The organism is Marinobacter salexigens (genome assembly GCF_018860765.1).
Classification (GTDB): Bacteria; Pseudomonadota; Gammaproteobacteria; order Pseudomonadales; family Oleiphilaceae; genus Marinobacter; species Marinobacter salexigens_A.
In genome coordinates this window covers 199,156-220,820 of the sequence record NZ_JAHKPV010000021.1, presented here as the reverse complement: position 1 = coordinate 220,820, position 21,665 = coordinate 199,156, and the positions used below count along the sequence as shown (strand labels likewise).

Annotated in this window: 17 protein-coding genes; 11 read left to right on the top strand and 6 right to left on the bottom strand. The window is 44.7% G+C overall.

Going from position 1 to position 21,665, the window contains the following annotated elements; all coding sequences use genetic code 11:
• From KO508_RS14660 to KO508_RS14615, 10 genes are all read left to right on the top strand, one after another.
• Positions 1-1,158 carry a glycosyltransferase family 4 protein gene (locus KO508_RS14660; RefSeq protein WP_200360788.1) on the top strand — a complete coding sequence of 386 codons (1,158 nt, stop codon included), beginning with the start codon at positions 1-3 and terminating at the stop codon, positions 1,156-1,158.
• Positions 1,158-3,047, top strand: a complete 1,890-nt coding sequence (gene asnB, locus KO508_RS14655; RefSeq protein ID WP_216009052.1) for an asparagine synthase (glutamine-hydrolyzing) — start codon at positions 1,158-1,160, stop codon at positions 3,045-3,047. The genes KO508_RS14660 and asnB overlap by 1 nt, the downstream gene beginning before the upstream one ends.
• Positions 2,999-4,069 (top strand): acyltransferase family protein, encoded by a 1,071-nt coding sequence (locus tag KO508_RS14650; protein ID WP_354668041.1) that lies wholly within the window; start codon positions 2,999-3,001, stop codon positions 4,067-4,069. The genes asnB and KO508_RS14650 overlap by 49 nt, the downstream gene beginning before the upstream one ends.
• Entirely contained in the window at positions 4,057-4,974 is a 918-nt protein-coding gene (locus KO508_RS14645; protein WP_216009050.1) for a hypothetical protein, read from the top strand. The genes KO508_RS14650 and KO508_RS14645 overlap by 13 nt, the downstream gene beginning before the upstream one ends.
• A 44-nt stretch (positions 4,975-5,018) precedes the next feature.
• Positions 5,019-6,107 carry a glycosyltransferase family 4 protein gene (locus KO508_RS14640; protein ID WP_216009049.1) on the top strand — a complete coding sequence of 363 codons (1,089 nt, stop codon included), beginning with the start codon at positions 5,019-5,021 and terminating at the stop codon, positions 6,105-6,107.
• Positions 6,104-7,585: an oligosaccharide flippase family protein gene (locus KO508_RS14635; RefSeq protein WP_216009048.1), complete on the top strand. Its 1,482-nt coding sequence runs from the start codon at positions 6,104-6,106 to the stop codon at positions 7,583-7,585. The genes KO508_RS14640 and KO508_RS14635 overlap by 4 nt, the downstream gene beginning before the upstream one ends.
• The gene (locus KO508_RS14630; RefSeq protein ID WP_216009047.1) at positions 7,585-8,703 is read left to right on the top strand and encodes a glycosyltransferase family 4 protein; all 1,119 of its coding nucleotides are present in this window, start codon (positions 7,585-7,587) and stop codon (positions 8,701-8,703) included. Before KO508_RS14635 ends, KO508_RS14630 begins: the two co-directional genes overlap by 1 nt.
• A 95-nt stretch (positions 8,704-8,798) precedes the next feature.
• Entirely contained in the window at positions 8,799-9,410 is a 612-nt protein-coding gene (locus tag KO508_RS14625; RefSeq protein ID WP_216009046.1) for a GDSL-type esterase/lipase family protein, read from the top strand.
• Positions 9,404-10,516, top strand: coding sequence for an acyltransferase family protein (locus KO508_RS19085; RefSeq protein WP_216009045.1), 1,113 nt, complete (start codon positions 9,404-9,406; stop codon positions 10,514-10,516). The genes KO508_RS14625 and KO508_RS19085 overlap by 7 nt, the downstream gene beginning before the upstream one ends.
• Positions 10,517-10,747: 231 nt before the next feature.
• Entirely contained in the window at positions 10,748-11,935 is a 1,188-nt protein-coding gene (locus tag KO508_RS14615) for a hypothetical protein (RefSeq protein WP_216009044.1), read from the top strand.
• A 31-nt stretch (positions 11,936-11,966) separates the two neighbouring features.
• Here the strand turns inward: KO508_RS14615 and KO508_RS14610 are convergent, their stop codons facing one another.
• The 5 genes from KO508_RS14610 to KO508_RS14590 all read right to left on the bottom strand — a co-directional run bounded on the left by KO508_RS14610 (position 11,967) and on the right by KO508_RS14590 (position 19,512).
• A complete protein-coding gene (locus KO508_RS14610) occupies positions 11,967-12,929 on the bottom strand; it encodes a glycosyltransferase (RefSeq protein ID WP_252738148.1) in 963 nt (320 codons plus the stop codon).
• Entirely contained in the window at positions 12,926-14,287 is a 1,362-nt protein-coding gene (locus KO508_RS14605) for a hypothetical protein (RefSeq protein ID WP_216009042.1), read from the bottom strand. The genes KO508_RS14610 and KO508_RS14605 overlap by 4 nt, the downstream gene beginning before the upstream one ends.
• The gene (locus tag KO508_RS14600; protein WP_216009041.1) at positions 14,287-14,910 is read right to left on the bottom strand and encodes an acyltransferase; all 624 of its coding nucleotides are present in this window, start codon (positions 14,908-14,910) and stop codon (positions 14,287-14,289) included. Before KO508_RS14600 ends, KO508_RS14605 begins: the two co-directional genes overlap by 1 nt.
• Position 14,911: 1 nt before the next feature.
• Positions 14,912-17,500, bottom strand: a complete 2,589-nt coding sequence (locus tag KO508_RS14595) for a hypothetical protein (RefSeq protein ID WP_216009040.1) — start codon at positions 17,498-17,500, stop codon at positions 14,912-14,914.
• 308 nt (positions 17,501-17,808) lie between these two features.
• Positions 17,809-19,512 (bottom strand): hypothetical protein, encoded by a 1,704-nt coding sequence (locus KO508_RS14590; RefSeq protein ID WP_216009039.1) that lies wholly within the window; start codon positions 19,510-19,512, stop codon positions 17,809-17,811.
• 462 nt (positions 19,513-19,974) lie between these two features.
• On the opposite strand from KO508_RS14590, the gene KO508_RS14585 reads away from it, so the two are divergent.
• Positions 19,975-20,787, top strand: coding sequence for a THxN family PEP-CTERM protein (locus tag KO508_RS14585; RefSeq protein ID WP_216009038.1), 813 nt, complete (start codon positions 19,975-19,977; stop codon positions 20,785-20,787).
• 68 nt (positions 20,788-20,855) lie between these two features.
• Here the strand turns inward: KO508_RS14585 and KO508_RS14580 are convergent, their stop codons facing one another.
• Entirely contained in the window at positions 20,856-21,656 is an 801-nt protein-coding gene (locus KO508_RS14580) for a PEP-CTERM/exosortase system-associated acyltransferase (protein ID WP_216009037.1), read from the bottom strand.
• Positions 21,657-21,665: the final 9 nt, after the last annotated feature.

The window sequence follows — 21,665 nt, the reverse complement described above, 5'->3', positions numbered from 1 at the left end:
ATGAAAAAAGTTAGGATACTACAGTTTATTACTCCTGCGGGTTTTTATGGGGCCGAGCGGTGGGTGTTAGCGTTGGCTAATAATATTAACCTCGATACAACGCAATGTGATCTCGCTGTGTCTGATGAGGGGCAGAACCAAGACCTGTCCGTTGCAGAGTATTACCCAGCCTCTGCAGGTAATGTTTATCGCTTGAAGATGAATGGCCGCTTTGATTTCCGAGTGGTAGGTAGATTGGCTGAGGTCATACGAGATAGAAACATTGATGTTATCCATACACATGGCTACAAGTCTGACATTCTAGGACTCCTTGCTGCTAAGAAAACTGGCATCGCCTGTGTGAGCACGCCTCACGGGTTCTCTGGCAATGTAGGTTTCAAGCTTGCGACTTTTATCCGCATTGGCACCCACATGCTTCGTTATTTCGACCAAGTCGTTCCTCTTTCTGAAGAACTTATGGATGACATGAAGCGATTCAAAGTACCTGAGGCCAAAACGTCATTTATCCGGAACGGTGTCGACCTTAAGGAAATCGATGCAACTCTGGCCAGCCTGCCACAGAAAAATAATGTTGATTCAGGCTCACGAGTCATAGGGTTTATCGGCCAAATGATTCCGAGAAAGGGGATACCTGACCTTATAGAGGTATTCGATCAACTCTATAAACAAGAGCCAGATATACAGCTGCAGTTACTAGGCGATGGCAGTCAAAGGCAGGAGCTAGAGGCGCAAGCAGCAGAACTTAGCAGCGCTAAAGCAGTCGAGTTTTTGGGCTTTCGTAGTGACCGCTTGGAATTGCTTTCAAAATTCAGTCTGTTCGTTATGACTTCCTCATTGGAGGGTATCCCCCGTTGCATGATGGAAGCCATGGCCGTAGGCATTCCCGTAGTCGCCTACGACATTCCCGGTGTTGATCAGTTAGTGGAGCATGGAAAAACCGGTCTTCTCGCCCCCTTTGGCGACAAGACTGCGTTAGAAGCATGCTGCAAGCAGGCGTTAAGCGACCCATTGCTGGCACAAAGCCTTAGCCACAATGCCCGGCAAATGATTCATGAACGCTACTCTGCCGCTCGTATGGCAGATGAGTATGAGGTTCTATTCAGAAAGCTCGTAGGTAAGACAGAAGCTGTCACATCCAAGCAGAGTGAGTTGGTTTAATGTGTGGATTGGCTGGCTTCCTACGTACCACCTCAACACCTGACAGAGAAGCACACGAAGGTTGGCTCAATGCCATGGGGCAAGCGATCATTCACCGCGGACCAGATGCCGGAGCTGTCTGGCTTGATGACGCGGTAGGATTGGTGCACCGCAGGCTTAGCATTCTGGATTTGAGTGAAGCGGGTACCCAGCCAATGGTCTCTGCTTCCGAGCGTTACGTAATTGCGTATAACGGCGAAATCTACAATTTTCAGGAACTTCGCAGCGATCTCATCAATCAGGGGCATAGCTTTCGCACGCGAACTGATACAGAAGTGCTGCTCGCGCTCTATGAAATACATGGCCCTGAATGCCTTAAGCTACTTAATGGTATGTTCGCACTCTCCATCTGGGATCGAACCGCTCGCAAACTATTTCTGGCAAGGGATCGCCTTGGAAAAAAACCTCTTTACTTCTATGAGGCAAACGGACACTTCGCCTTTGCCTCCGAATTAAAAGCTCTAACACCCGCACCTTTCGTTAAAACCGAGTTACGCTTCGACGCAATTAAAGATTTTTTTGCCTACCAGTACGTGCCAGACCCAAAAACCATCTATAAGAACATCCATAAACTGGCCCCCGGCTATTGGCTAGAAACAGACGGCACCCATACACATCAAGAACAGTACTGGGATGTATCATTTGGCGCGCCCTCAAGCGCAAGCGTTGAGGAGTTACAGGATGGGCTTTACAACTTAATTGACGACGCAGTTCGACTACGAATGGTAAGCGACGTTCCGCTAGGGGCATTCTTGAGTGGCGGAATTGATTCGAGTGCAGTAGTGGGCTTAATGACAGGCCACACCGACACACCCGTAACAACCTGCGCCATTGGTTTCGATTCAGAACGATTTGATGAAGTGCACTGGGCCAAAAAAGTTGCCGAGCAATTCAAGACCGACCATCACGAATTTACCGTGAAAGACAATGTTGCAGAAAGCCTCAGCAGCATTGCGCGCTTCTTTGATGAACCCTTTGCGGACCCCTCCTTTGTACCCACATATTTTGTATCACAACTGGCACGCCAGAAAGTGACCGTGGCGCTGGCGGGCGATGGTGGTGATGAAAATTTTGCGGGCTATAGCAAATACTACACCGACCAAGTTGAAAACCGGTTACGTGGCCTTTTTCCGGCGGGAGTGCGCCACAACCTCTTCCCCGGGCTTGCACGTCTCGCAGGAATGGTAAACTCCGGCCCAACGAGCAAAGCCAGATCGCTCCTGAGTACCCTCGCGCTGGATCCGGACGAGGCCTTTTTTATCACAAATAGCTTCTTCCGAAGAGACATTTGGAATGACCTCGTTACAGGCGAGCTGAAACGTGAAACCCGAGATTATGACCCCGCGGATATAACGCGAGCTCATTACAATAATGCGGATACGGATGATCACCTCTCCAGCATTCTTTATGCAGACATTAAAACTTATCTCCCCGGGGATATTCTGGTGAAGGTAGACCGCATGAGTATGGCTAACTCGCTAGAAACTCGTGCGCCGCTTTTGGATTATCGGGTGGTGGAGTATGCGGCGCAGATACCGGCAGCGTTAAAACTCCACGGCAAAGAGAAGAAATACATTCTAAAAAAAGCGTTTGAGCGCATGCTGCCGGAAGACATTCTATACCGGAAAAAAATGGGTTTTTCAGTGCCTTTGGCACAGTGGTTGCGGAATGAACTTCGTCCTATTGCACACAGCTTGCTTACGGATAGAGATGGTGGATTGTCATACTGCTTCGATATGGAGCGAGTAGGGGACCTTTGGGATCGGCACATAGGGGGAGACGATAGCTTCACACAAGAGTTATGGAGCATGTTGGCATTTGCGCTTTGGTGGCAAAGGTACAACAGATGATGGTCGCAGGACACAATCGTATACGTTCTCTGGATTCGCTTAGGAGTATTGCGATACTGATGGTGCTGTTTGCCCATTCAGTTCTTGGGTTTGGTGCTCCAACGCATTTAGCACCCGCGCAGCTGGGCGGGATGGGTGTCGATCTCTTTTTTGTTTTGTCGGGTTGGCTTTTGGGCAGTCTATTGTTTAAGGAGATGGCACAGGGAGGGATAAATGTTCGCCGTTTCTGGGTGCGTCGGTGGATGAGGACGCTGCCCGCGTACTACGTGGTGCTTATTTACACTATGGGCCAGCAAATTCTTACCAAGGAGGATCCTTCAACTCCATGGACATATTTTTTCTTTATTCAGAATTACGATTACCCTCTTGAAATTTTTTCAGTCAGTTGGTCTCTGGCAGTAGAGGAGCAGTTCTATTTATTTATTGCGCCGTTTCTTGCGCTCACTGTATACGTAAAACCTAACATACGACTGTGCTTATTGGTATCGCTTTTTATCTTGCCTGCAATCTTTAGATATTTAGGATGGTACAGCACTAATCTGGAGACTCACGTAAGATTAGACTGCTGCATAATGGGAGTTATGTTGGCATGCATAAAGTACCAGCACAATCAGATCTGGAGTGTTCTACTAAAATACTCATTCGGCATGGCTATAGTGTCGACGGTATTCTTTGTTTTGTACTTCTATCAAAGATGGTTTCCGCTGAGCTGGCTGGGTGACCCAGGGTTTATGGCGCGGGCAATGATGTTTGGTGCATGGGTTGTTTTTGCTAACTCGAGTAATAAAATCCGGTGGAATCTTTTTTTTCCTGGTGCTAATTACATTGCTACTCGGTCGTATGCAATTTATCTTTTGCATCCGGACGCAATTGCTTTGGTAAACCGAGTTACAATTGATCTACCTTTTCTCGTCTATCTATCTATAGTGTTTCTACTGTCAGTCGCGGCTGCGGAAGTGCTTTACCGAATCGTTGAGCTACCATTCATGAATATGAGGTCAAGATTTAAGTGGGCGGCATAAATGCACGTAAATTGGGGCGGGACTATATGATAAATGTGCAAGAAAACTTACGACCAAAAAAAGTACTAGCTCTCGATGCCGTGTTATTTGCTTTATTTGTTGTTGGTATGCTCCTATTGCTAATAAACATTTATGGATTATTTCAGACAGTACGCAAACCGGGTTTAGGTGTTGTTGATCATGAAAAGCTTAGATTCATACCCGAAGAGGTATGGTCGTATAAGACCAGTATGGAAGCTATTGATCAACTATATGAGTTAAGGTCGATAAGGGATATAGCCAAAAAAGCAAATCGCGTTGTTAATGAAAGCTTAGTTCATATTGATTGGATGGAGGTGGATCCTAAAGAGTACAGGCAGTTGGTTCCGATATGGGAAAATTACTTTTTGTGGGCTATTGGAACGTTTTCCGGGCTCCCTCAATTTGAACGGTATCACTATGCAAATTACAAGCGCAATATCCGACGTGGTATTGGTATTTGTGGCGACGCGTCTACAGTATTGTCCAGCATCTTAGATAACCACAAAATTGAAAATAGAATCGTGTCATTTAAAGGTCATGTTGTTGTCGAATTTGAAGACGATAAGGGTAATTGGCTGTTAGTCGACCCCGACTTTGGCGTTGAGATGCATGGAAGTCTTGAACAGCTTACACAGAACCCTGAGGATTTTAGGCGTTATTATATCGAAGCGGGTTACCCCTCGACTGAAGTCGACTATCTTTTTGAAGCCTATAATACTAAATACGTAATTTTTGATGACACGTTTCACTTTATGACCAAACGCTACGTATTTGAAGAAGTAAGCTATATATTTAAGTGGCTGTTGCCTGTTGTTCTATTGCTTGGCCCTGGATTCTATTTCTTAATGACTAGAAAAGTACGAAACGGGACGTATCAATCGTGAGTACTCAGCACCTGCCTCTACGCATCCTGCACATCACCTTCAACATGGGCATCGGTGGGACCGAACAGGTTATTCGTCAGCTTGTTACTGGCCTCCCGAAGACGGGGTTCATAAATACAATAGCGTGTATCGACGGAAGTATTGGTGCAATAGGTGACCAAGTCAGAGGGCAGGGTGTTGATGTATTTAGCCTACGACGGAAGCCAGGATTCGATGTTGAATTGATAAAACAAATTCGAAACCAGATCCGAGAACGCAGTATCGACATTATTCACTGTCATCAGTACACGCCTTGGGTCTATGGCCTCCTGGCAGCGGTCGGCCTTAAAACCAAAGTTGTTTTCACGGAGCACGGGCGCTTTCATCCTGACCGGTATCGATATAAAGCAATGCTTGTAAACCCGCTATTGGCTTTAATGACGGATAAGATTATCGCGATTTCAGGTGCGACGAAAACAGCCCTATCGAGATACGAGTTCATTCCGGAAAAGTGTATTGAGGTTATCTACAACGGCATCAAGGGGTTCGAGTTGGACCTTAGTGCTGTGCAAGCTCTCCGAAAGAATCTCGGGATATTGGAATCGGAGTTGGTTTTGGGAACCGTTGCACGGCTCGACCCCGTAAAAAATCAGTCTCTGATGCTAGATGCTTTCGCTGTCGTTTTGGAGCAATTGCCGAACAGTAAACTGCTGATGGTGGGAGACGGACCTGATCGAAACCTGCTCGAGGAGAAGGCTAAAGATTTAGGAATTGACAAGAATGTTATCTTCACTGGGTTTAAGCCAGAGCCAGTCAACTATCTTGCCGTCATGGATATTTTCCTTCTTAGCTCTCACACAGAAGGCACCTCAATGACGCTTCTGGAGGCCATGAGTCTTGGTGTTCCGGCAATTGCGACCAATGTTGGAGGGAACCCGGAAATCGTTATTCACGGAGACACCGGCTTGCTGACCGAGCCTGATAATATAGGAAGCTTCGCGAAGGCAATACGACAGATGGCGGGTGACCGATCTTTGATGGATAGGTTTTCAAAAGAAAGCAAAAGGGTTTTCCACAAGGCGTTCTCTCAAGATCGAATGATTGATTCTTACAGCCGAATTTATAGAGATACGAAAGGTTCGACCGGACTATGAGTACGGTTAAAAAGCTATTTCAAAGCTCTGGCCTGTTAGTTGGAATCCGATTCTTTCAGCGTTCACTTGGGCTAATAAGCACACTAATACTTGCAAGACTGCTTACCCCTGAAGACTTCGGGATTGTTGCAGTATCTGCACTCATTATTCATTTTTCAGACGTCCTTTCCAATACCGGTATTCAGCAATATATCGTTCAGGCAGAGGACAGCAGTGACGAGACCGTAAATACTGCATGGACGCTAAATCTCGGCTTGAAAACAGTCGTTTGCCTGATTCTCTATATTTTGCTTCCGGGTATTAGTTGGTTCTATGACGATCCCAATATCATCTATGCTGTCGCAATTCTTATACCTGTAATATTTATAAGGGCTCTTGTTAATCCTGAACTCTATGTTCAGCGTCGGGAACTTAATTACAGCATTGTCTTCAAAATAGGAGTGATCTCAAAGTTAATTAGCTTTGCTGCGGTTGTGGCAGTTGCTCTGTTGACTCAGTCTTTTTGGGCAATCGTCGTTGGGGACATCATTGCGAGCCTAGCTAGCTTGGTTCTGAGCTACTCATACTGCCAGAGGCGACCAAGACTGTCGGTGCAAAATATTGGGACGCAATGGTCGTTTTCAAAATGGATGCTAGCCAGAGGCAGTATCGGTTATCTAAGAGCACAAGCTGATACGCTACTAGTCTCCCAGTTTTATTCATTGGCGCAGTTGGGTAAATTTAATATCGCCCGCGAATTCACGATTATGCCAGCAAATGAAATCATCCAGCCTTCCGTAGAGCCGCTGTTAGCAACCTTTTCAAGTGTTAGGTCTGATCAAAAAAAAATGCGCCAACAAGTATCGTTAGCGCTGTTAGTTATCTCAATATTTACAGCCCCATTTGTCGCGTTTATATATCAGTTTTACGAGCAAATTGTTTTTTATCTTTTAGGTGAAAGTTGGCTTGAAGCCGCTCCCTTGATGCAAGCCATGACCCCACTTCTGTTTGCGTTCGCTCTGGGAGGTATCCTTAATAACATTTGCTTTTCGCTCGCTAAGGTTAAACTCGTTTTTTGGTACGATTTAACATCCTTGGCCATAATATTTTCGATTTTGTTGGCTGCACAGAATCTTACACTTATCAATTTCATCTGGTTACGAAGCTTTGTTGGTCTCTTTGCTATAGTCCTGTTCTTATATGTTTGTTGTCGATTGATAAGCGCGAACTTCATAAGTCAACTGCTAATTCTAGCGGCGCCTTTAGCATTATCTTTCGCTACCGTTTTTATGGTAAATGTTTTGATCTTTCAGTATGATTTTTTATCATTGATCGTTAATGGTGTTTTATTTGTTTTTGTTTATGGCGTACTAATGTTTATCCTCGCAGGCGTACTTTCAAAGTACAGCCTAGTCTGGGCTCAAGTATTCGAGTACAGTTTGATTATAATAAGAATGCTACAAAAAAAATTGTTAAATATAATTAAGAGGGAGCCTTAATGAAAATTGCTATATTCAGGACGGATTCATCTTCTCAGGATCCAGCTTCATATAATTCACAAGAAATGGGTTTAGCAAAAGGTCTTCGTAAACTGGGGCATGTTGTGGATATAATTATGGCGTCGTCTACAGGCCATTACAGTGAAAAGGTGATTGATGACACCGACGGCGCGATACGAATTATCGAACTTCCTTTTCGGATAATTCCTCTGCTTAATGAGCCGTTTTATCCCAAGGTCTACAAAATTCTAAGCAAAAATAAATATGACTACGTACAAATCAACGAAGAAGGTAACTTTGCGTCCTATCTTATAGCTCGAGTTTGTAATAAAAATGATTTAAAATTTGGCATATATCAGGGCATGTATCGCACATTATCCGGCCGAAAGTGGGCTCTTTACGAGGCGATCCACCATAGATTTTTTCGACCTCTTCTTCGAACACGCTCGGTAGGTGCATTTTGTAAAACCTCTCTGGCGGGTGATTATTTGAGCTCAAAAGGTTATAAAAAAACTCACGTAGTGCCGGTCGGATTGGACTTTTCAAAATTTAGGATTCGTGAGAATCGTGATTGGAGAAACCATTTAAATATTGGAGCTGATGCTCAGCTTATATTGTACGTTGGGAGCCTTGAAAAACGCCGAAATCCTCAATTCATTGCTGATTTAGCGTGCAATGCCAGAGCCGACCAACATTTTGTTTTGGTGGGCCGTGGACCCTGCCAATCGGATGTTGAAACTGCCATTATCAAGAATAGTAAAAACAATCTCCATTTGGTAGGCCAATTGTCTCAAAAAGAGCTCCCAGCTCTTTATGAACAAGCTGATGTATTTGTTCTGCCAAGCGATTATGAAATATATGGCATGGTTGTAGCCGAGTCACTTGCTTTCGGGACCCCAGTAATAAGTACAAGAACGGCTGGCCCGGTGGATATTATAGAAAGCGAAGAACAGGGCAGTCTGATCTCTTATTTAGATGTGGATATATGGTTAAAAGCAATCGATTTCTACGGGATTTCTTCGAAGAATAAGAGCGAGATGGGTTTGCGTATAAGAAACGCAGAAAGTCGTTTTGATTGGGTCAGTATCGCTCGTAAATATGTTGAGCTGGTGTCGTGATAGTTAACTGGATGCAAATTTATTGTTTATGAATATTTAGTAATTAATCAACAGAGAATTATATTTTGGTTGGATATAGTACATCTTTCAAAAAAATGGCTTCCATCTTCACTGGCTCAATAATAGTGATAGCATTTAGTGTCTGGTTTGGATTTAAAAATTCAGACTATATTGAATATTTTATCGATGACCTAAAAAACAATAATGATATCGGAGCTATAGCGTTAGGTAGCAGCTCCATAATTAATCTACCTTTGGAACACTTTGAGAATTGTTCAAATTTCCTAAATCGTGGCTTTGGAGGTGGAACTTTGGATAAGATTTTTACTTATCTAAACCTGCAATCTTTGTCTAGGTCGGTCAAATTAGTTATCGTTTATGCTGGCGAAAACGATATAGTTTATGGTGAAGATGTTGATCAAGTTATTAGTCAATTTGATCAGCTGGCTGAACGACTAAGCTCTGAATTCGATCAAGCGCATATAGTAATAATTAAAGTTAAGTTGGCACCATCTCGTTCTGAGTATCACTTGCAGTTTAAGGCTTTGAACACCGAGCTGGAGGCCTTAGCTAAGCACCCACGAGTAATTGTTGTAGGGTCAAAGCTCTCTAAGAAGGTTATACCGAAATATTACTTGAATGACGGTGTACATTTGAACTCCAATGGATACCGTGTTTTTCTCGATAAGGTGCCCAAGGAATGCTAAGTAAAGAAAGAATTCACTACATGGATTCGATGAGGGCTATTCTCATGATACTTGGTATTTTATTGCACGCAGCAAATATTTTTAGCCCAAATCAGGTTTGGTTAATATCAAGTGATGAATCAAATATACTTTTTAGTGGTATTAGTGGCTTTATAAATCTGTTTAGAATGCCCGCATTTTTTATGGTGTCAGGATTCTTTTTTTCGTATACATACTTGAGAAAACAGAGAGTCGATATCGTCGATCGAATTTTAAGGCTGCTAGTTCCTCTCGTATTTACTGCATTAACGCTTAACGTAATTCAAGAGATAGTGCTTTCATACTACAATAGTAAATCATTAGATTTGTTACGATTTTTCACCGAAGGTCGATGGGTGTCACATCTTTGGTTTCTGATAAACCTAAGTGTCTACAATGTAGTTGTTTGGGTGGCTTTTCTATTCAAGCCTACACATATCTTTCTCAAGAAAACTAGCAGTTTCTTTTCTGGTAAGTGGGCGTACCTCTTAATGATTGTCGCCTTCCCGTTCATTATTGACGGAATATATGCTCTAAATTCTGTTGTCGAGATATACAAAACTATATTTAATGTAGGTAGTGTTTTCATACTTCTTTTCTACTTTCAGTTTTTTGTTGTTGGGTTGTTTTTAGGATATAGTAAAGAGCTATTATTTAGATTTTCTAGCCCTAAAGTCATTGACCTTGTTGTATTTCTATTGGCGTACGGAGTGTCTTGGTGTATTAAAAAGTCCGCTATCGAGGATAGCGTTGTTTATGATATTTCCGCTGCTTATAATTATTCTATATTAATTATTTTTCTATCTTCTATATGCTTTTCCCTGTTCAAACGATTTCTCGATTATAGAAGCCGATTTCTTGGATTAGTTTCGGAATCGGCATATAGTATATATCTTTTGCACCATGTTCTCGTCATCCTTTTTGGTATTGTTTTTTTGAGCCTTCCAGTCAATATTTACGTTGCGTATCCGGTTATAGTCATACTTACGTTTATAGTGACCATGCTGGCCCATCAAAAGATTAAGAAATCTAGCTTGCTCTTATTCTTACTGAACGGGGTGCGTCCGAAAAATCTAAGTAAGAGTTAAATCCGTCATAAGTCTAGCCTCATCACTGCGTGCCCGTTGAAACGAGAGAAATCCAGATCTAAAAGAGTAAGTTGACCCGCTAGGATGCCCAATGGTGTGAGCATTGAACAAACCTGACCCGAGAAAAATTTGACTATTTGTAGTGTTTTGTGTTGTTTTTTTCGCCACTAGGGTTTTAACTAACTCTACATGCTAACCTTTCATTTTTCTTCTGTGTGGTGGGCACGACAAATGACTAACTTACGTTCTCGTCTTAAGATAGGAATCACTACCTCTTTGCTCGCGTTATGGGTGGTGCCGTGTTTCGCCGATGTTGTGCTCGAAGAGCGTTTTGACAGTCATCCAGATTGGCATAGTGGGTTGCTAGAAAATGACAGCCCTTTCATTTCCGGAAGCCCTGACCGTGGTCAGCATTCGTTTGATGGAGCGACGCTTCCTGACGGGTGGTTCTCAATAAGGCAAACCCCCCAATGGTCTCCTTCGAATGGTTACCCTGATGGTCACGAATCTATAGAAGTTTTGGCGGCCAACGCAGAAAAATCTCGTGGTGGAACAGGTAAGTCGTTTGTTAAGTGGCGTGATTCCAGCACTGTTACCGGCGGTGCATGGTCTTCGGATGGCATCGCAATGTTTTACTTACCAGAGAGTGGCAGCGTACCTCCAGACGGGTTAACAGAGCTTTACGTCGAGTTTTACATAACATTTTCAAATGAAATGATAGCATCCTATTATGCGGACGCAGTGGGATCCGCCAAGCTTTTTAGAGTGTTGCATTGGGCCGGAAATAGAGACGAAGTGTATTCTTACTTCGATGAGTCCAACAAACCAGATTTTATATGGGGGGCTGGTTCTAGCAATGTCGATTATGGGTTTCGCAATGGCCTTGCCATGCTTACAAAGGGCGACCATCTTGACCCGAATAAAATGGTGGGAATACCTTATGGCTACCCTTTCCAGCGCAGTCAATTGAGCCTCTCATACACACAAAAAGCGTTGGAAGGAATGGGGGTTAACGGTGCTGACGCTGTACTGCCAGATAAGAAAAATGGAGGGCTGATCACTAGCGGGCCTGCCGCGCTTGATCAAGTGTTTGGAAATGAGACTAATTGGACGAAGGTTGCTTTCTACTTGAAGATGAACAGCGCACCGGGCGTCTACGATGGTGTTCTCATGCAGTGGATAGATGACAATCGTATTTTTACGAATAAGACCGTCGCTTGGATCCAGCCTGGTTACCCGATGGTCAAATGGAACTCTGTTTTAATTGGCGGCAACGACTTTTTTAGTGCCCGGCCTAATGAGGAGCGCTATCAGGAGTGGTGGGCAATTGATGATCTAGTTATTCGGCACGATATCCCAGCTCATTTGGAAACGAATCAAATTAGTCCACCTAAGCCGCCACTTCTTGATGTTGAATAATAGGGTGTTATTTTATATTTTAGGTTTTCTATTATCGGAAGAGACTCTTTATTATTCCAATGCTTCGGCCGGATAAATATAGGTAGTCTAGGAAGTAAATTTTTATTAGGGTCAGTGGGTTAAAACTAACATATCTGGATCGGAGCATACGCTTGTAAGAAAGTAGGGTCGGGGTGGCCAAAAAAGCACAAAGAATACAATAAGACGTGAATTTTTCTGGTAGGAAGAAAATTGTTGTTGCAGCCAAAATTAATAACGTGATGAATGTTAGCGTTATTAAGAAAATTGGATCTTTTAATGATTTTTGTAGGTTGCTTATATAGTTTTCTGAGTGCCAAATCTGCCGACGTATAAACTGCATTGGCGTTTTAGCATTTCCGAGATGCGTGACATTGAGCGCATGATCAATAATCACGGTTGCGCTTGCAAAGATCAGCTGGTTGTGTAAATCAGTATCTTCACCAGATGATACCTCTTCATTGAATCCTCCAGCCGAATGAAAAAGGTCTTTGGACAGTACAGTGCTGGCACCTATCAGGTGTTTCGGCAGGGTCGGCTTACCTTGTTTCTCTAGGAGCCATGAACTTTCAATCCATGTAGCGTCTATTGGTAATTTAACGCCTCCTCCGTAGGCACACTTCGGGTGCTCGTTAATCAAGTCGTGAGCTCGGGTTAGCCATTCGTTATCAACAAGGCAATCTGCGTCGATGAAAACGAGGATCTGACCAAGCGCTTGAGCAGCGCCATAGTTTCTTACCGCACCTACGTTTCCTTGAGTGAGTTCAAACACTCTTGCTTGCTCGAAAGTAAGTGCAATTTCTAGGCTGCGGTCTTCAGATCCGTTATCGACAACGATTACTTCGTATTTGTCACTGTCGTAGTTGCTGCTAAAGATTGAGGTAAGGCACGAAGCAATATGTTCTTCCTCGTTGTACACAGGTATCACGAATGAAAAATAGGGTCGCGCGTTTACTTGGGTGCACTGGTCATTCATTTTTGTCTAACCACGGAACGAAATTTGCCATTTTTTCCTCGCTCGATTTCTGATACAAACTCTATGGCGATCTGAAAGTCATCCCCGAGCCTTTGTTTGCAGTTTGAGATGAGAGAGGTTTCGTTGAAACTGGAGGATGAGTCTTTAACCAGCTTAACAGTAGCAGAACCGGGGAACACTTGGACGACCTGAGCTTCTCGAACTCCGCTAACACCCTTAAATATATGGTCAATACGTCCGACAAAGCGTCCGTCACGGGTTTCGATATAATCATCGATTCTGCCATTTATAGATTTTAGGGTAGGAGTTCCGACCGTTGGATGGTTCGCGTTCGCTAAAGTTGCCGTATCACCGAGGTTGTATCTAAGTAATGGCATTTGTCTGTTGCTTAGCGATGTAGCCAATAGATTACCCGTGTCAATTGTATCGCTACGCACATCAACTTCTGCAATGCCAATAAGAGGGTTCGGCTGATAGACCCCGGCTTTATCCTGCCCGGCAAACATTACATATTCAGCGGTTCCGTAGTAGTCGTAAACTGTGCACCCAAACACCGATTCAATTGTTTCCCTTTGCCACACAAGGAGTGATTCTGAGTTGGTAATGATCGCTTTGGGTTGAAAGCCCGGCTTCGAATCGGAATTCTGGTACTGACTGGCAAGATCGTAGATTGCTGATGGGTAGCCGATCAGCTCTATAGGCTGAAACTGGTCGAGCTCTTTCTGGTAGTGAGGAAACGTCTTTCCATTAAGGTGGTAGCTTGAAAAAAGTTTCTGGTTTTCAGCTCGATTGAAACGGGAGAAGGGTGGTTTCATATCGTCGGCAGGCTTGAGCATTCTTCCGGCAAAGGTTGCTCGTTTAGCGCCAAAGGGAACTCCATGCGTTTCTTCGTGATCAACCAATAATGCCATTGCTAGTTTGTAGGTGCGCTCGTCAACCTCAAGGGCCAATGGAGTGCCCGTGCTACCGCTCGTGTGCTGAAGCATAAAGGGTTTTGTGCCGGGTTGGCTAAATAGTTGCGAATTTTCCTTGAGTGTCTCTTTTTGGAGAATTGGTAAGCGTGTAATGTGCTCTGTCGCCGTAATGTCGTTTTCATGGATCCCATGCTCCGAAAATTGTTGCTGGTAGTAAGGGATATTTAATCGACAATGCTTCACCATTTCGTGCAGGCGTTCGCTTTGGTATGCCTCGATCTCTTCTGAACTCCAAGACCGGCTGAGGCGTACCTTTTCCATAATGTCGCGGTAGAGCGATCCTGCGTATCGCTTATGGTACAACTTGTATCCATAAGCGGACACTAATAAGTTCTGCAAGAGGGTCGGTGAGCGGTAGTATATTGCTTCTGTAAAGCTCTTCATTATTCGGCCACCTGTGATGGCTTGGGCGAATAGGCTGAGTTGGGTTTTAAGCGATTACTGATACATTTCGCCGGGTTGCCCGCCAGAATATCTCCCCTGATTGTAGGTTTAGTGAGGACGCTGCCTGCCGCAAGTATGCTCTGGTCTTCGAGGCTCGCCATCACTAGTGCAGTGTTTCCTAACCAGCAGTCTGCCCCTATTCGGACTTTTTCAAAGTGGCCGCCTTGCTCCTGAATGGGCTTCGTAATATCTGAAAATTCATGTTGGCTACTTCCGCTTAAAACATGTACTCCACTACCGAGCAAAGTGTTTTCTCCGATTGAGCACATGCCAATATTACACTGAGGCCCGATATAGACCCCTTTTGCGATATTTGTGTTGCGATGGGATAGTATCGTCAAAAAGCCCACTGATATTTCGTCAGAGGTGTCTGGGCAGGTAAGGTGGTAGAAAGCGGCACGTAAGTAGGTCCCAAATTTTCCAGGTATAAGGCTTAGGCCCTGCGAAAATGACATGAACACGCTATCGGTCTTACCAAACTGAGCGAATAGCAAGAAGAGCAAATACACGGGGAATGCGAGTGCCCGAAAGATTAGTTTCAGGAAGCGTTTTAAAGTCTGCATATTAAGTGCGATCCAATCGAGCTTCAATCCAGGCGCGCTCTCTTGATGGCCGGAATGTGAGTGCGCCTCGAAGCAATCTGGTAAATACTCTATTAGTCAGCGCTCCCCAAGTAAGAATTGGAGGCTTACTCGACACTGCTTTTGAGGGGTCGCCTGACAACTTGAATGCAACGTCCATAGGGCTTGTGTGATGAGGGCCGTAATTTTGCATAAGTATAATCAGAATTCTTGAATAGTGCTTTTGTTCTCCTTTGGCTAGCGTTTCAAAAACCTCCTTTAACCACTGGTGTCCTCTTTTCTGGAAGCTTTGGGCGTTCACTGGGTTCAGCTCCGCTGCCTGAAACATCAGCATCGCTTTGCGTATATCCTGGGCTACCCAAGTATCGTTGGGAAATTCAAGTTGCTCAGGATCTGACAGGAAAGGGCGCTCATTCTCCAGCATCCAGTTGGTGTAATGCATGAATGCCTCGTGCGCGTGTACCAAATGGGCATCAGTATCGCCGAATTCCATTTTGATGTGCAGGTACCGGGCAATACTAGTCATCAGTATCAGGTATGACCAGCCAGTTTCCACGTTCAGCAAGTTTCGTTCATCTATATTGTCTAATGGGTGAATGGTTTTGCTAATCACATCTTCTGCATGTTTGAGCCAGTTTCCGTCAGGCTCTAATAGCGATGCGTCCAGGAGGGCGTTGATATAGTTGCCTGTACCTCTGGTAAACGGGTATTGGTGGATGGATGTTTGCTGGCCTTTAAGTAGCGCTTTTAACTTAGGCAGATCGTGCTTCTTTACGGCAAGGATTTGCGCTAATAGGCCGCCTTGACCTTCGTGGGAAATTCGAATCCAATTTGCTAGTTGAAGAACTGCATCCCGTGAAGCTTGCGAACCGGTCATGTAATGGTGATAAAGCAACCCCGTAGTGTAGCAGTGCTCAGCCGCTGGTCCGCCACCTGTTTGTCCCGGCGTCGAACTTGTGTCATTGAGCTTCGAAAAAGTTCGATGAGTAGCCGTATGGGCATCAAGATAATGATCGGTATGCCAGAACAAGCCATTATTGTATTCTGCTCGATCTTCCTCAGTGTGATAAATGTCTATATCTGCAACATGGCTTGCCAAATCATCCATCAACTCAAACCAGCGCCTCTCTCCAGTGAGTGCGAATTGACGCGCAAAGCCGTATATTGCGTCGTACTGGTTGTTGTAATGAGATATGAAAGGCTCTTCATTTTTGGCCTGATAGAGGGTTTCATGGTCTGCAAAGATATCGCCAAAGTTACGCCAGCCGAACTCGTCAATTATTTCTCTTTTAGTAAAGAAGTCAGATTCTCCCTCAAGGCCTTGGGCAATAAGCTGGTCCAGTAGGCCGGGTTTTGTCTTGGCTTTGAACCAGGGGAAGGCTTCAGCACGCTCATAGCACTCTTGCGCAATTATTGGTACCAGAGGTGTGTAGGCCATCGCAGATAAGCTGGTGTTGTTCTGGTAGCTCATGAGGCAGCGCAATGTCTTTCTTTCTCCGCCTTGTAGCTCGTAGGCAGATTTTGCATCTTTAGGAAAGAGCCCAACGGTTATTATGTTACCTTCTTTTTGCAGGCTTGCTGGAAAGTTCTGCCAGAAGTGGGGTACCGCAAGCTCTAGCTGTCCAGAATCGTGTTTAATACTCACTATTGGATTGGCGCGCTTACCTTCGTGTTCGAGCTTGCCTGCGTTAGTGATACGGTAGCCACAAAACTGGGTCGTGACGTCGCCGTTCGCGTCTACGTGATTTCGGCTTCGCCAGTTTTTACCGCCGCTTGAATCTTGATAGAGGTTGAAGTCAGCGAAATTAAAAGCGCATGGGCTTGCATCTGTTGCCTGTGGTATGACCTTGGCGGGGCTTGTGCCAGATACGGTTGTTTCTATGGCAAGTTCACGGAAGTGTAAGGAACCTGAGTCACCTAAATCCCATAAGCCGCCCGGATGTCGTGCGCGGCTGGGGTTATGTGTTACTAGCTCTACTTGTACTAGGCTAGTTTCCAAAAAGATACGTAGCTCGCACTCAAACCTTGCAAGTGGCTCGCTGAGTTGGTTTATCCATTGGCCCTTTAAGACTGCAGCCACAAATACGGGGCCTGTATGGGTGATTTCCCAGTCCGTATCCGGTTTCGCCAAGCATGCTATATTGTTTTTATCGTTTAAGATCACGGAAGACGGTGTGATGTCATCGTTGCGCGCGCGGATCCCCCAAGCCAGATCGTCTCTTTTCAAGACAATGCTACCTAGTGAAGTTGGTATGACCTTGCCCCCAGTTTCCGACGTTACAACGGGTTCTGCTGAATGGGGCGGGGTTGGGCTGCGTTGGGCTAATACCAAGTCCTTCCTTCCGTTTGGTTCCAGACTTATCAGAAAGCAAACATGAAGCCACCTAATGCTGCCGTCGGGCCAATAAGCGAGAGGTAGAAATTGAACTGTGAGCGGCTCATCCCCATCAGTGAGCGAGACATTCTCTACAGTATGAGCCATATTTTTTGGCAGCGGAACACCAACGTTTACAGGCTCACGGACTCTGGCGATGCCGTCTTTTTCCTCTAATAGAAATACGATATTTTTCATAAACCTTCTTACGGCCGACCTCCCTTGTGGGGCATAGGATAGTCTGTCAGTTTAGTAACATAAAGCTACAATGACTCAGTAACACCCGAAAAAAATTACGTAGCGGGGCACTGCTCAAAAAATAGCTATGAGGCGTTTACAGTTTAGGTTCATTTTCTGGCTTTTTTCTGACCGTCGGGCAACATTTCCCATTCGTCTTCTGGGTGAGCCTGAAGTGGCCTCGATGATAACGCGAAAAACCTCACCGAGTCTTTGCTTTTGGTCTCCTTTTAATTATTAAGTGTGGTCGTGGTGGCCGAAAATTAAGCTTATAATAAGCTAATATTAGCTCTGGATAAGTGATAGTCAACTGTTTTTATTTTGCAAACCATGTCCATGGTAGACCCTGCATCTATACCATGAACTATATTGTTTGGTATTCTATTAAGCATTCGATTTTTAGACCAAATGTCTAACTTAAGAGATTCTATTGTGGTTTCAAAAAAATCTGTTGAGTAAAGGTGATCATAGTTGAACCACCCAAATTTAGATCGATTGTTTTTTATTTTGAAAAATGTTTTTTCAAGTGTTATTCGTAATATTCTTGAAATCTCCTGAGTAAAAATAGAATATTTAGCCTGAGTCAATGTGGCCGCCATTGGAAAATTCAATAAACCCGGGTTAAGCTCTGAAATTACTCCTTTGGTTAAACGATTTTGTATTCGCTGTTTGAACGGAATGCTGTAGACAAGTCTAATAAGGTTGGGCTGACTAAGAGGGGAGTAGTAGCCTTTGAATGCTCCTGCCAATATTGGCTGTTTCATCATATACTGTCGGCTGATGTGATCATAGTTGAATTTCTCGATTGCAAAAGATAAGTCGTTTGTATCGTTCAAGTATCTGTCAATGGTATTATGTATATTTCTTGTTGTTGTATTTGCTAAATCGCCAAAAAGTTTACTTCCCTTGTCACTGGTAAACCAGAAGTTTTTAGGTGCTGTCGAATTTTTCTTAATATCGTTTATTATTTTTTCTTTAGATATTATTTTTGGATTTATAGTGTGTAAAGAGTTAATGATCTTCTGAAATCGAGAGCCCATGCTTGGAAAGCCGTTGTGCCCACCCATTCTGGCACCAATCACTCCGCTGGCGATGGGTAAGCATAATGTCTCTGAGATAAATCTGCTGGATATGTGCCAAATTGGCCAAAGGCAATGGCCGTGAAGCTCTAGCATCTCATCGAGCAGCTTTGTATCGATCACCATCCCTTCCACATCTTTGAAATAGTGATCCATACGTAGAGTGCCTGTGATGTTTTTTGCAATGGTACACTCCCGGCTTGAGAGGTCTCCGTGGGTGTAGGCAGCAGTGATTGGAGATTTTTGAGGTGCGAGTAGGGCTCTGGAATCCCAGCCGGCTGAAGTCATCAGTACCATGGGGCTGTAGGTCTGCATAACGTTATAAAGTAGGTTTGAGACGGCTTTACTATTGCTTGCTAGTGATTCCGTGTTCATTGTGTGAGGTGCGGAGTCGGCAACTAGTTTCTTTAGCTCTAGAGACTCTGTGTCGATCTCTATTCTTTGGTTTGGCAGAGTTTGAAAAATATTCTTGAAGAACGAGCTTTCCCCTAATGTGTAACCAAACGATAGGTAACAATGAATGGCTACCCAATCGGGGCAATCATTTTCTTTAACCAAGTTTTCCAAACGGTTTGATATTTGAATCGTTGAGCCGCTATGTCGATAGTAAACTGGTTCGGCGCCGATTAAGTCGGACGTAACGATCAACCTTTTTCTTATAATAGAGTAGGTTATAGAAGTCCCGTTTATTGGCGTGTCGAAATCTATGTCTTGGCTATCTTTTCTCTCGCCGAAGAAGAGCTTGAACTCCCCGGACTGCTGAGGTTCGTGGCGGATGTAGAATGGATTGGGATCCTGCAGTTGGAGGAAGGCCTGCGCGTTGAGGGCGTGAGTGGCGGGGCGCTGATAATCTTGATTTTCGATACGCAGAAGAAATGAGTTTGGCTTCAACATTTTTGCCCTTCCTTGACTCTTGGAATATCCCAAGGATTTAGCATAGCAAATATTTGGAGCTGCTCTATGTCGGTCTCAAAAATCTCAGGTATGTTGTCGGCTCTAGCTTTGATTGCGTCAGCATAATTTACGCACTTTTAGGCGAATTTGCGTTCTATGGATTTTAATAATCTTTTTCATTCTAAAGGCAGGTCCTTTTAGTTCTCTTTGTTTTTTCAAGAAAAGCTAAATCTTCCTTAAAAAACAACATACCGCCGTAGGCGGGATATTTATACTGCTTGTGCGTCGAAGATACTTACACCTTATGCCTCAGATCTGCTGAGCTATCGTTATAGGTCGCTTTACATGGCTGAAAATTAACCAATTCCTGCTCGTGGCATAGAAGATGCTCGTTTGCTCCTAGCGCTGACGTGCTGATCACGAAGTACGGCTGCCAGCGTCCACTTTCAAGGAGATACAACAATGAGCAAGTCCCTTAAAAGAACGCTTCTTTCATCCCTTATTGTCCCATTTGCATTGGGCGCGCAGTCTGCTAACGCTGATTTAATTACCAATTGGGGTTACCAAGTAGATAGCGTGTTTACTAATGCGGTACCCACAGCTGGAACCGGAACACTCGACGGAAATAATACTAGTACTTTGTCCTGGGGTGTCGGCAGTGGAGATCAGTCTTCTGTCTCGATTACGAACGTTAATGAGGCTAGCGGCCTTGTAACCAACGGCGGTTACGTTAATGGTGGGGTGTTCACTCACACCAACAACGTTCTCCCATCTCAAGGTCTTGCCTTAGATAGCTTTGACTTAGTATCAACGTTGACTTTGACACCGTTCGCCCCAGTTGCTGGTGGTTCTTTGCCCGCATCGTCGACTACGTTTGGTAGCTATTTCATTGAAACGGGTAATGGTGGTACCTGTGTTGAGCCGGCGGGCCCTGACTGTGCTGACATATTCACTATTGGCAGTGTTACTGGTGCCACGTTAAATGCCTTTGGCAATTTCGAGTTCAACTCGTCATTTAACTTGGGTGGCTACACTTACACGTTGTTCTTGGAGCTCGCTGACTTAACCACGCTGGGTGATCCTAGTTGTGCAGCAGCAGGTGCTCCAAGCGGCTGTGTAGGGCTTGTAACTGAAGAAGGCGCAGTCAATGATTTCCAGACCCGTTTCAGAATTACAGCAGTAGAGTATGTTCCAGAACCCGGCACCTTAGCCCTACTAGGAATGGGCCTCGCAGGTCTTGGCTTCTCACGCAGGAAGAAAACTGCAAAGGCATAATATTTAGGTTGTCGACCTAGAACTAAAGCCCCCGCTTAAAAACGGGGGTTTTTTTCATTCTGCAGTGCTTAGGCAGCCTGCACCTCATTTATTGTATGGCCGCTACTAGGTTGTTCTGGTAAGTATCGTCCTGAATCGGTGATCAACGCCCAAACATCTGGGCGGCGTTTTTTTATACCATCAAGCAGCTTGGTTGCACTTGTGAAGGCAGGGCGGCGGCGACCATGGTACTCGAGTATGGGGCCGACATGATCAAACTCCACGCCGCACCGCTTTAACAGTCGTAGTTGTGCTGGTTCCATAACGGCCATCCAATGAGTTATTCCATGTTTCACCGACATTTGTAGAATAGCGGCGAATAGTCCTAGGCTTATGTATGGCATTGCGCGCTTCCCCTTTTCTGAATCGCAGTAGTAGGCGGTTTCGCTAATGCCTGAAACGGTTTGCTCTTCGTTGAGGCGTCGTCGAAATTCCCGGCTAACCGCCATTCTCGATATTTCGGCGATTTCGTTGCGCGGTGCATTGGCGACTGCCTGCTGCGCTGCTCGGCTCATGTGTTTAATGCAGCCTTCCATAGGGAAGTCGGCCTGCTCAGGGTTGTCGCCAGCCATCACTAGACGAACGGTGGCAACGCTGTCGCCCGTTTTCTTGTGACGAATCAGGGCGTGAACAGATCGCTCGTCGTACTCATCGTGTTCGCGTTTATCAAGGAAGCAGTCTGGGTCTTCAAAATGCCGGTCTACACAATAAACCTGATAACGCACTTCGAAAACTTCGTTAACTACTTCTGGAGAGGTCGCCAACTCTACGTGAAAGACCGAGTTGAAGATGGCGCTGACGTTTTCGTTATGTTGTTGGCCTGTTGGCATAGCTAGATC

What these genes read in the sequence shown, in the direction of transcription:
- KO508_RS14660 (WP_200360788.1), top strand. Translation starts at nt 1, where the DNA reads ATGAAAAAAGTTAGGATACTACAGTTTATTACTCCTGCGGGTTTTTAT.
- asnB (WP_216009052.1), top strand. Translation starts at nt 1,158, where the DNA reads ATGTGTGGATTGGCTGGCTTCCTACGTACCACCTCAACACCTGACAGA.
- KO508_RS14650 (WP_354668041.1), top strand. Translation starts at nt 2,999, where the DNA reads ATGGAGCATGTTGGCATTTGCGCTTTGGTGGCAAAGGTACAACAGATG.
- KO508_RS14640 (WP_216009049.1), top strand. Translation starts at nt 5,019, where the DNA reads ATGGGCATCGGTGGGACCGAACAGGTTATTCGTCAGCTTGTTACTGGC.
- KO508_RS14635 (WP_216009048.1), top strand. Translation starts at nt 6,104, where the DNA reads ATGAGTACGGTTAAAAAGCTATTTCAAAGCTCTGGCCTGTTAGTTGGA.
- KO508_RS14630 (WP_216009047.1), top strand. Translation starts at nt 7,585, where the DNA reads ATGAAAATTGCTATATTCAGGACGGATTCATCTTCTCAGGATCCAGCT.
- KO508_RS14625 (WP_216009046.1), top strand. Translation starts at nt 8,799, where the DNA reads ATGGCTTCCATCTTCACTGGCTCAATAATAGTGATAGCATTTAGTGTC.
- KO508_RS19085 (WP_216009045.1), top strand. Translation starts at nt 9,404, where the DNA reads ATGCTAAGTAAAGAAAGAATTCACTACATGGATTCGATGAGGGCTATT.
- KO508_RS14615 (WP_216009044.1), top strand. Translation starts at nt 10,748, where the DNA reads ATGACTAACTTACGTTCTCGTCTTAAGATAGGAATCACTACCTCTTTG.
- KO508_RS14610 (WP_252738148.1), bottom strand. Translation starts at nt 12,929, where the DNA reads ATGAATGACCAGTGCACCCAAGTAAACGCGCGACCCTATTTTTCATTC.
- KO508_RS14605 (WP_216009042.1), bottom strand. Translation starts at nt 14,287, where the DNA reads ATGAAGAGCTTTACAGAAGCAATATACTACCGCTCACCGACCCTCTTG.
- KO508_RS14600 (WP_216009041.1), bottom strand. Translation starts at nt 14,910, where the DNA reads ATGCAGACTTTAAAACGCTTCCTGAAACTAATCTTTCGGGCACTCGCA.
- KO508_RS14595 (WP_216009040.1), bottom strand. Translation starts at nt 17,500, where the DNA reads ATGAAAAATATCGTATTTCTATTAGAGGAAAAAGACGGCATCGCCAGA.
- KO508_RS14590 (WP_216009039.1), bottom strand. Translation starts at nt 19,512, where the DNA reads ATGTTGAAGCCAAACTCATTTCTTCTGCGTATCGAAAATCAAGATTAT.
- KO508_RS14585 (WP_216009038.1), top strand. Translation starts at nt 19,975, where the DNA reads ATGAGCAAGTCCCTTAAAAGAACGCTTCTTTCATCCCTTATTGTCCCA.
- KO508_RS14580 (WP_216009037.1), bottom strand. Translation starts at nt 21,656, where the DNA reads ATGCCAACAGGCCAACAACATAACGAAAACGTCAGCGCCATCTTCAAC.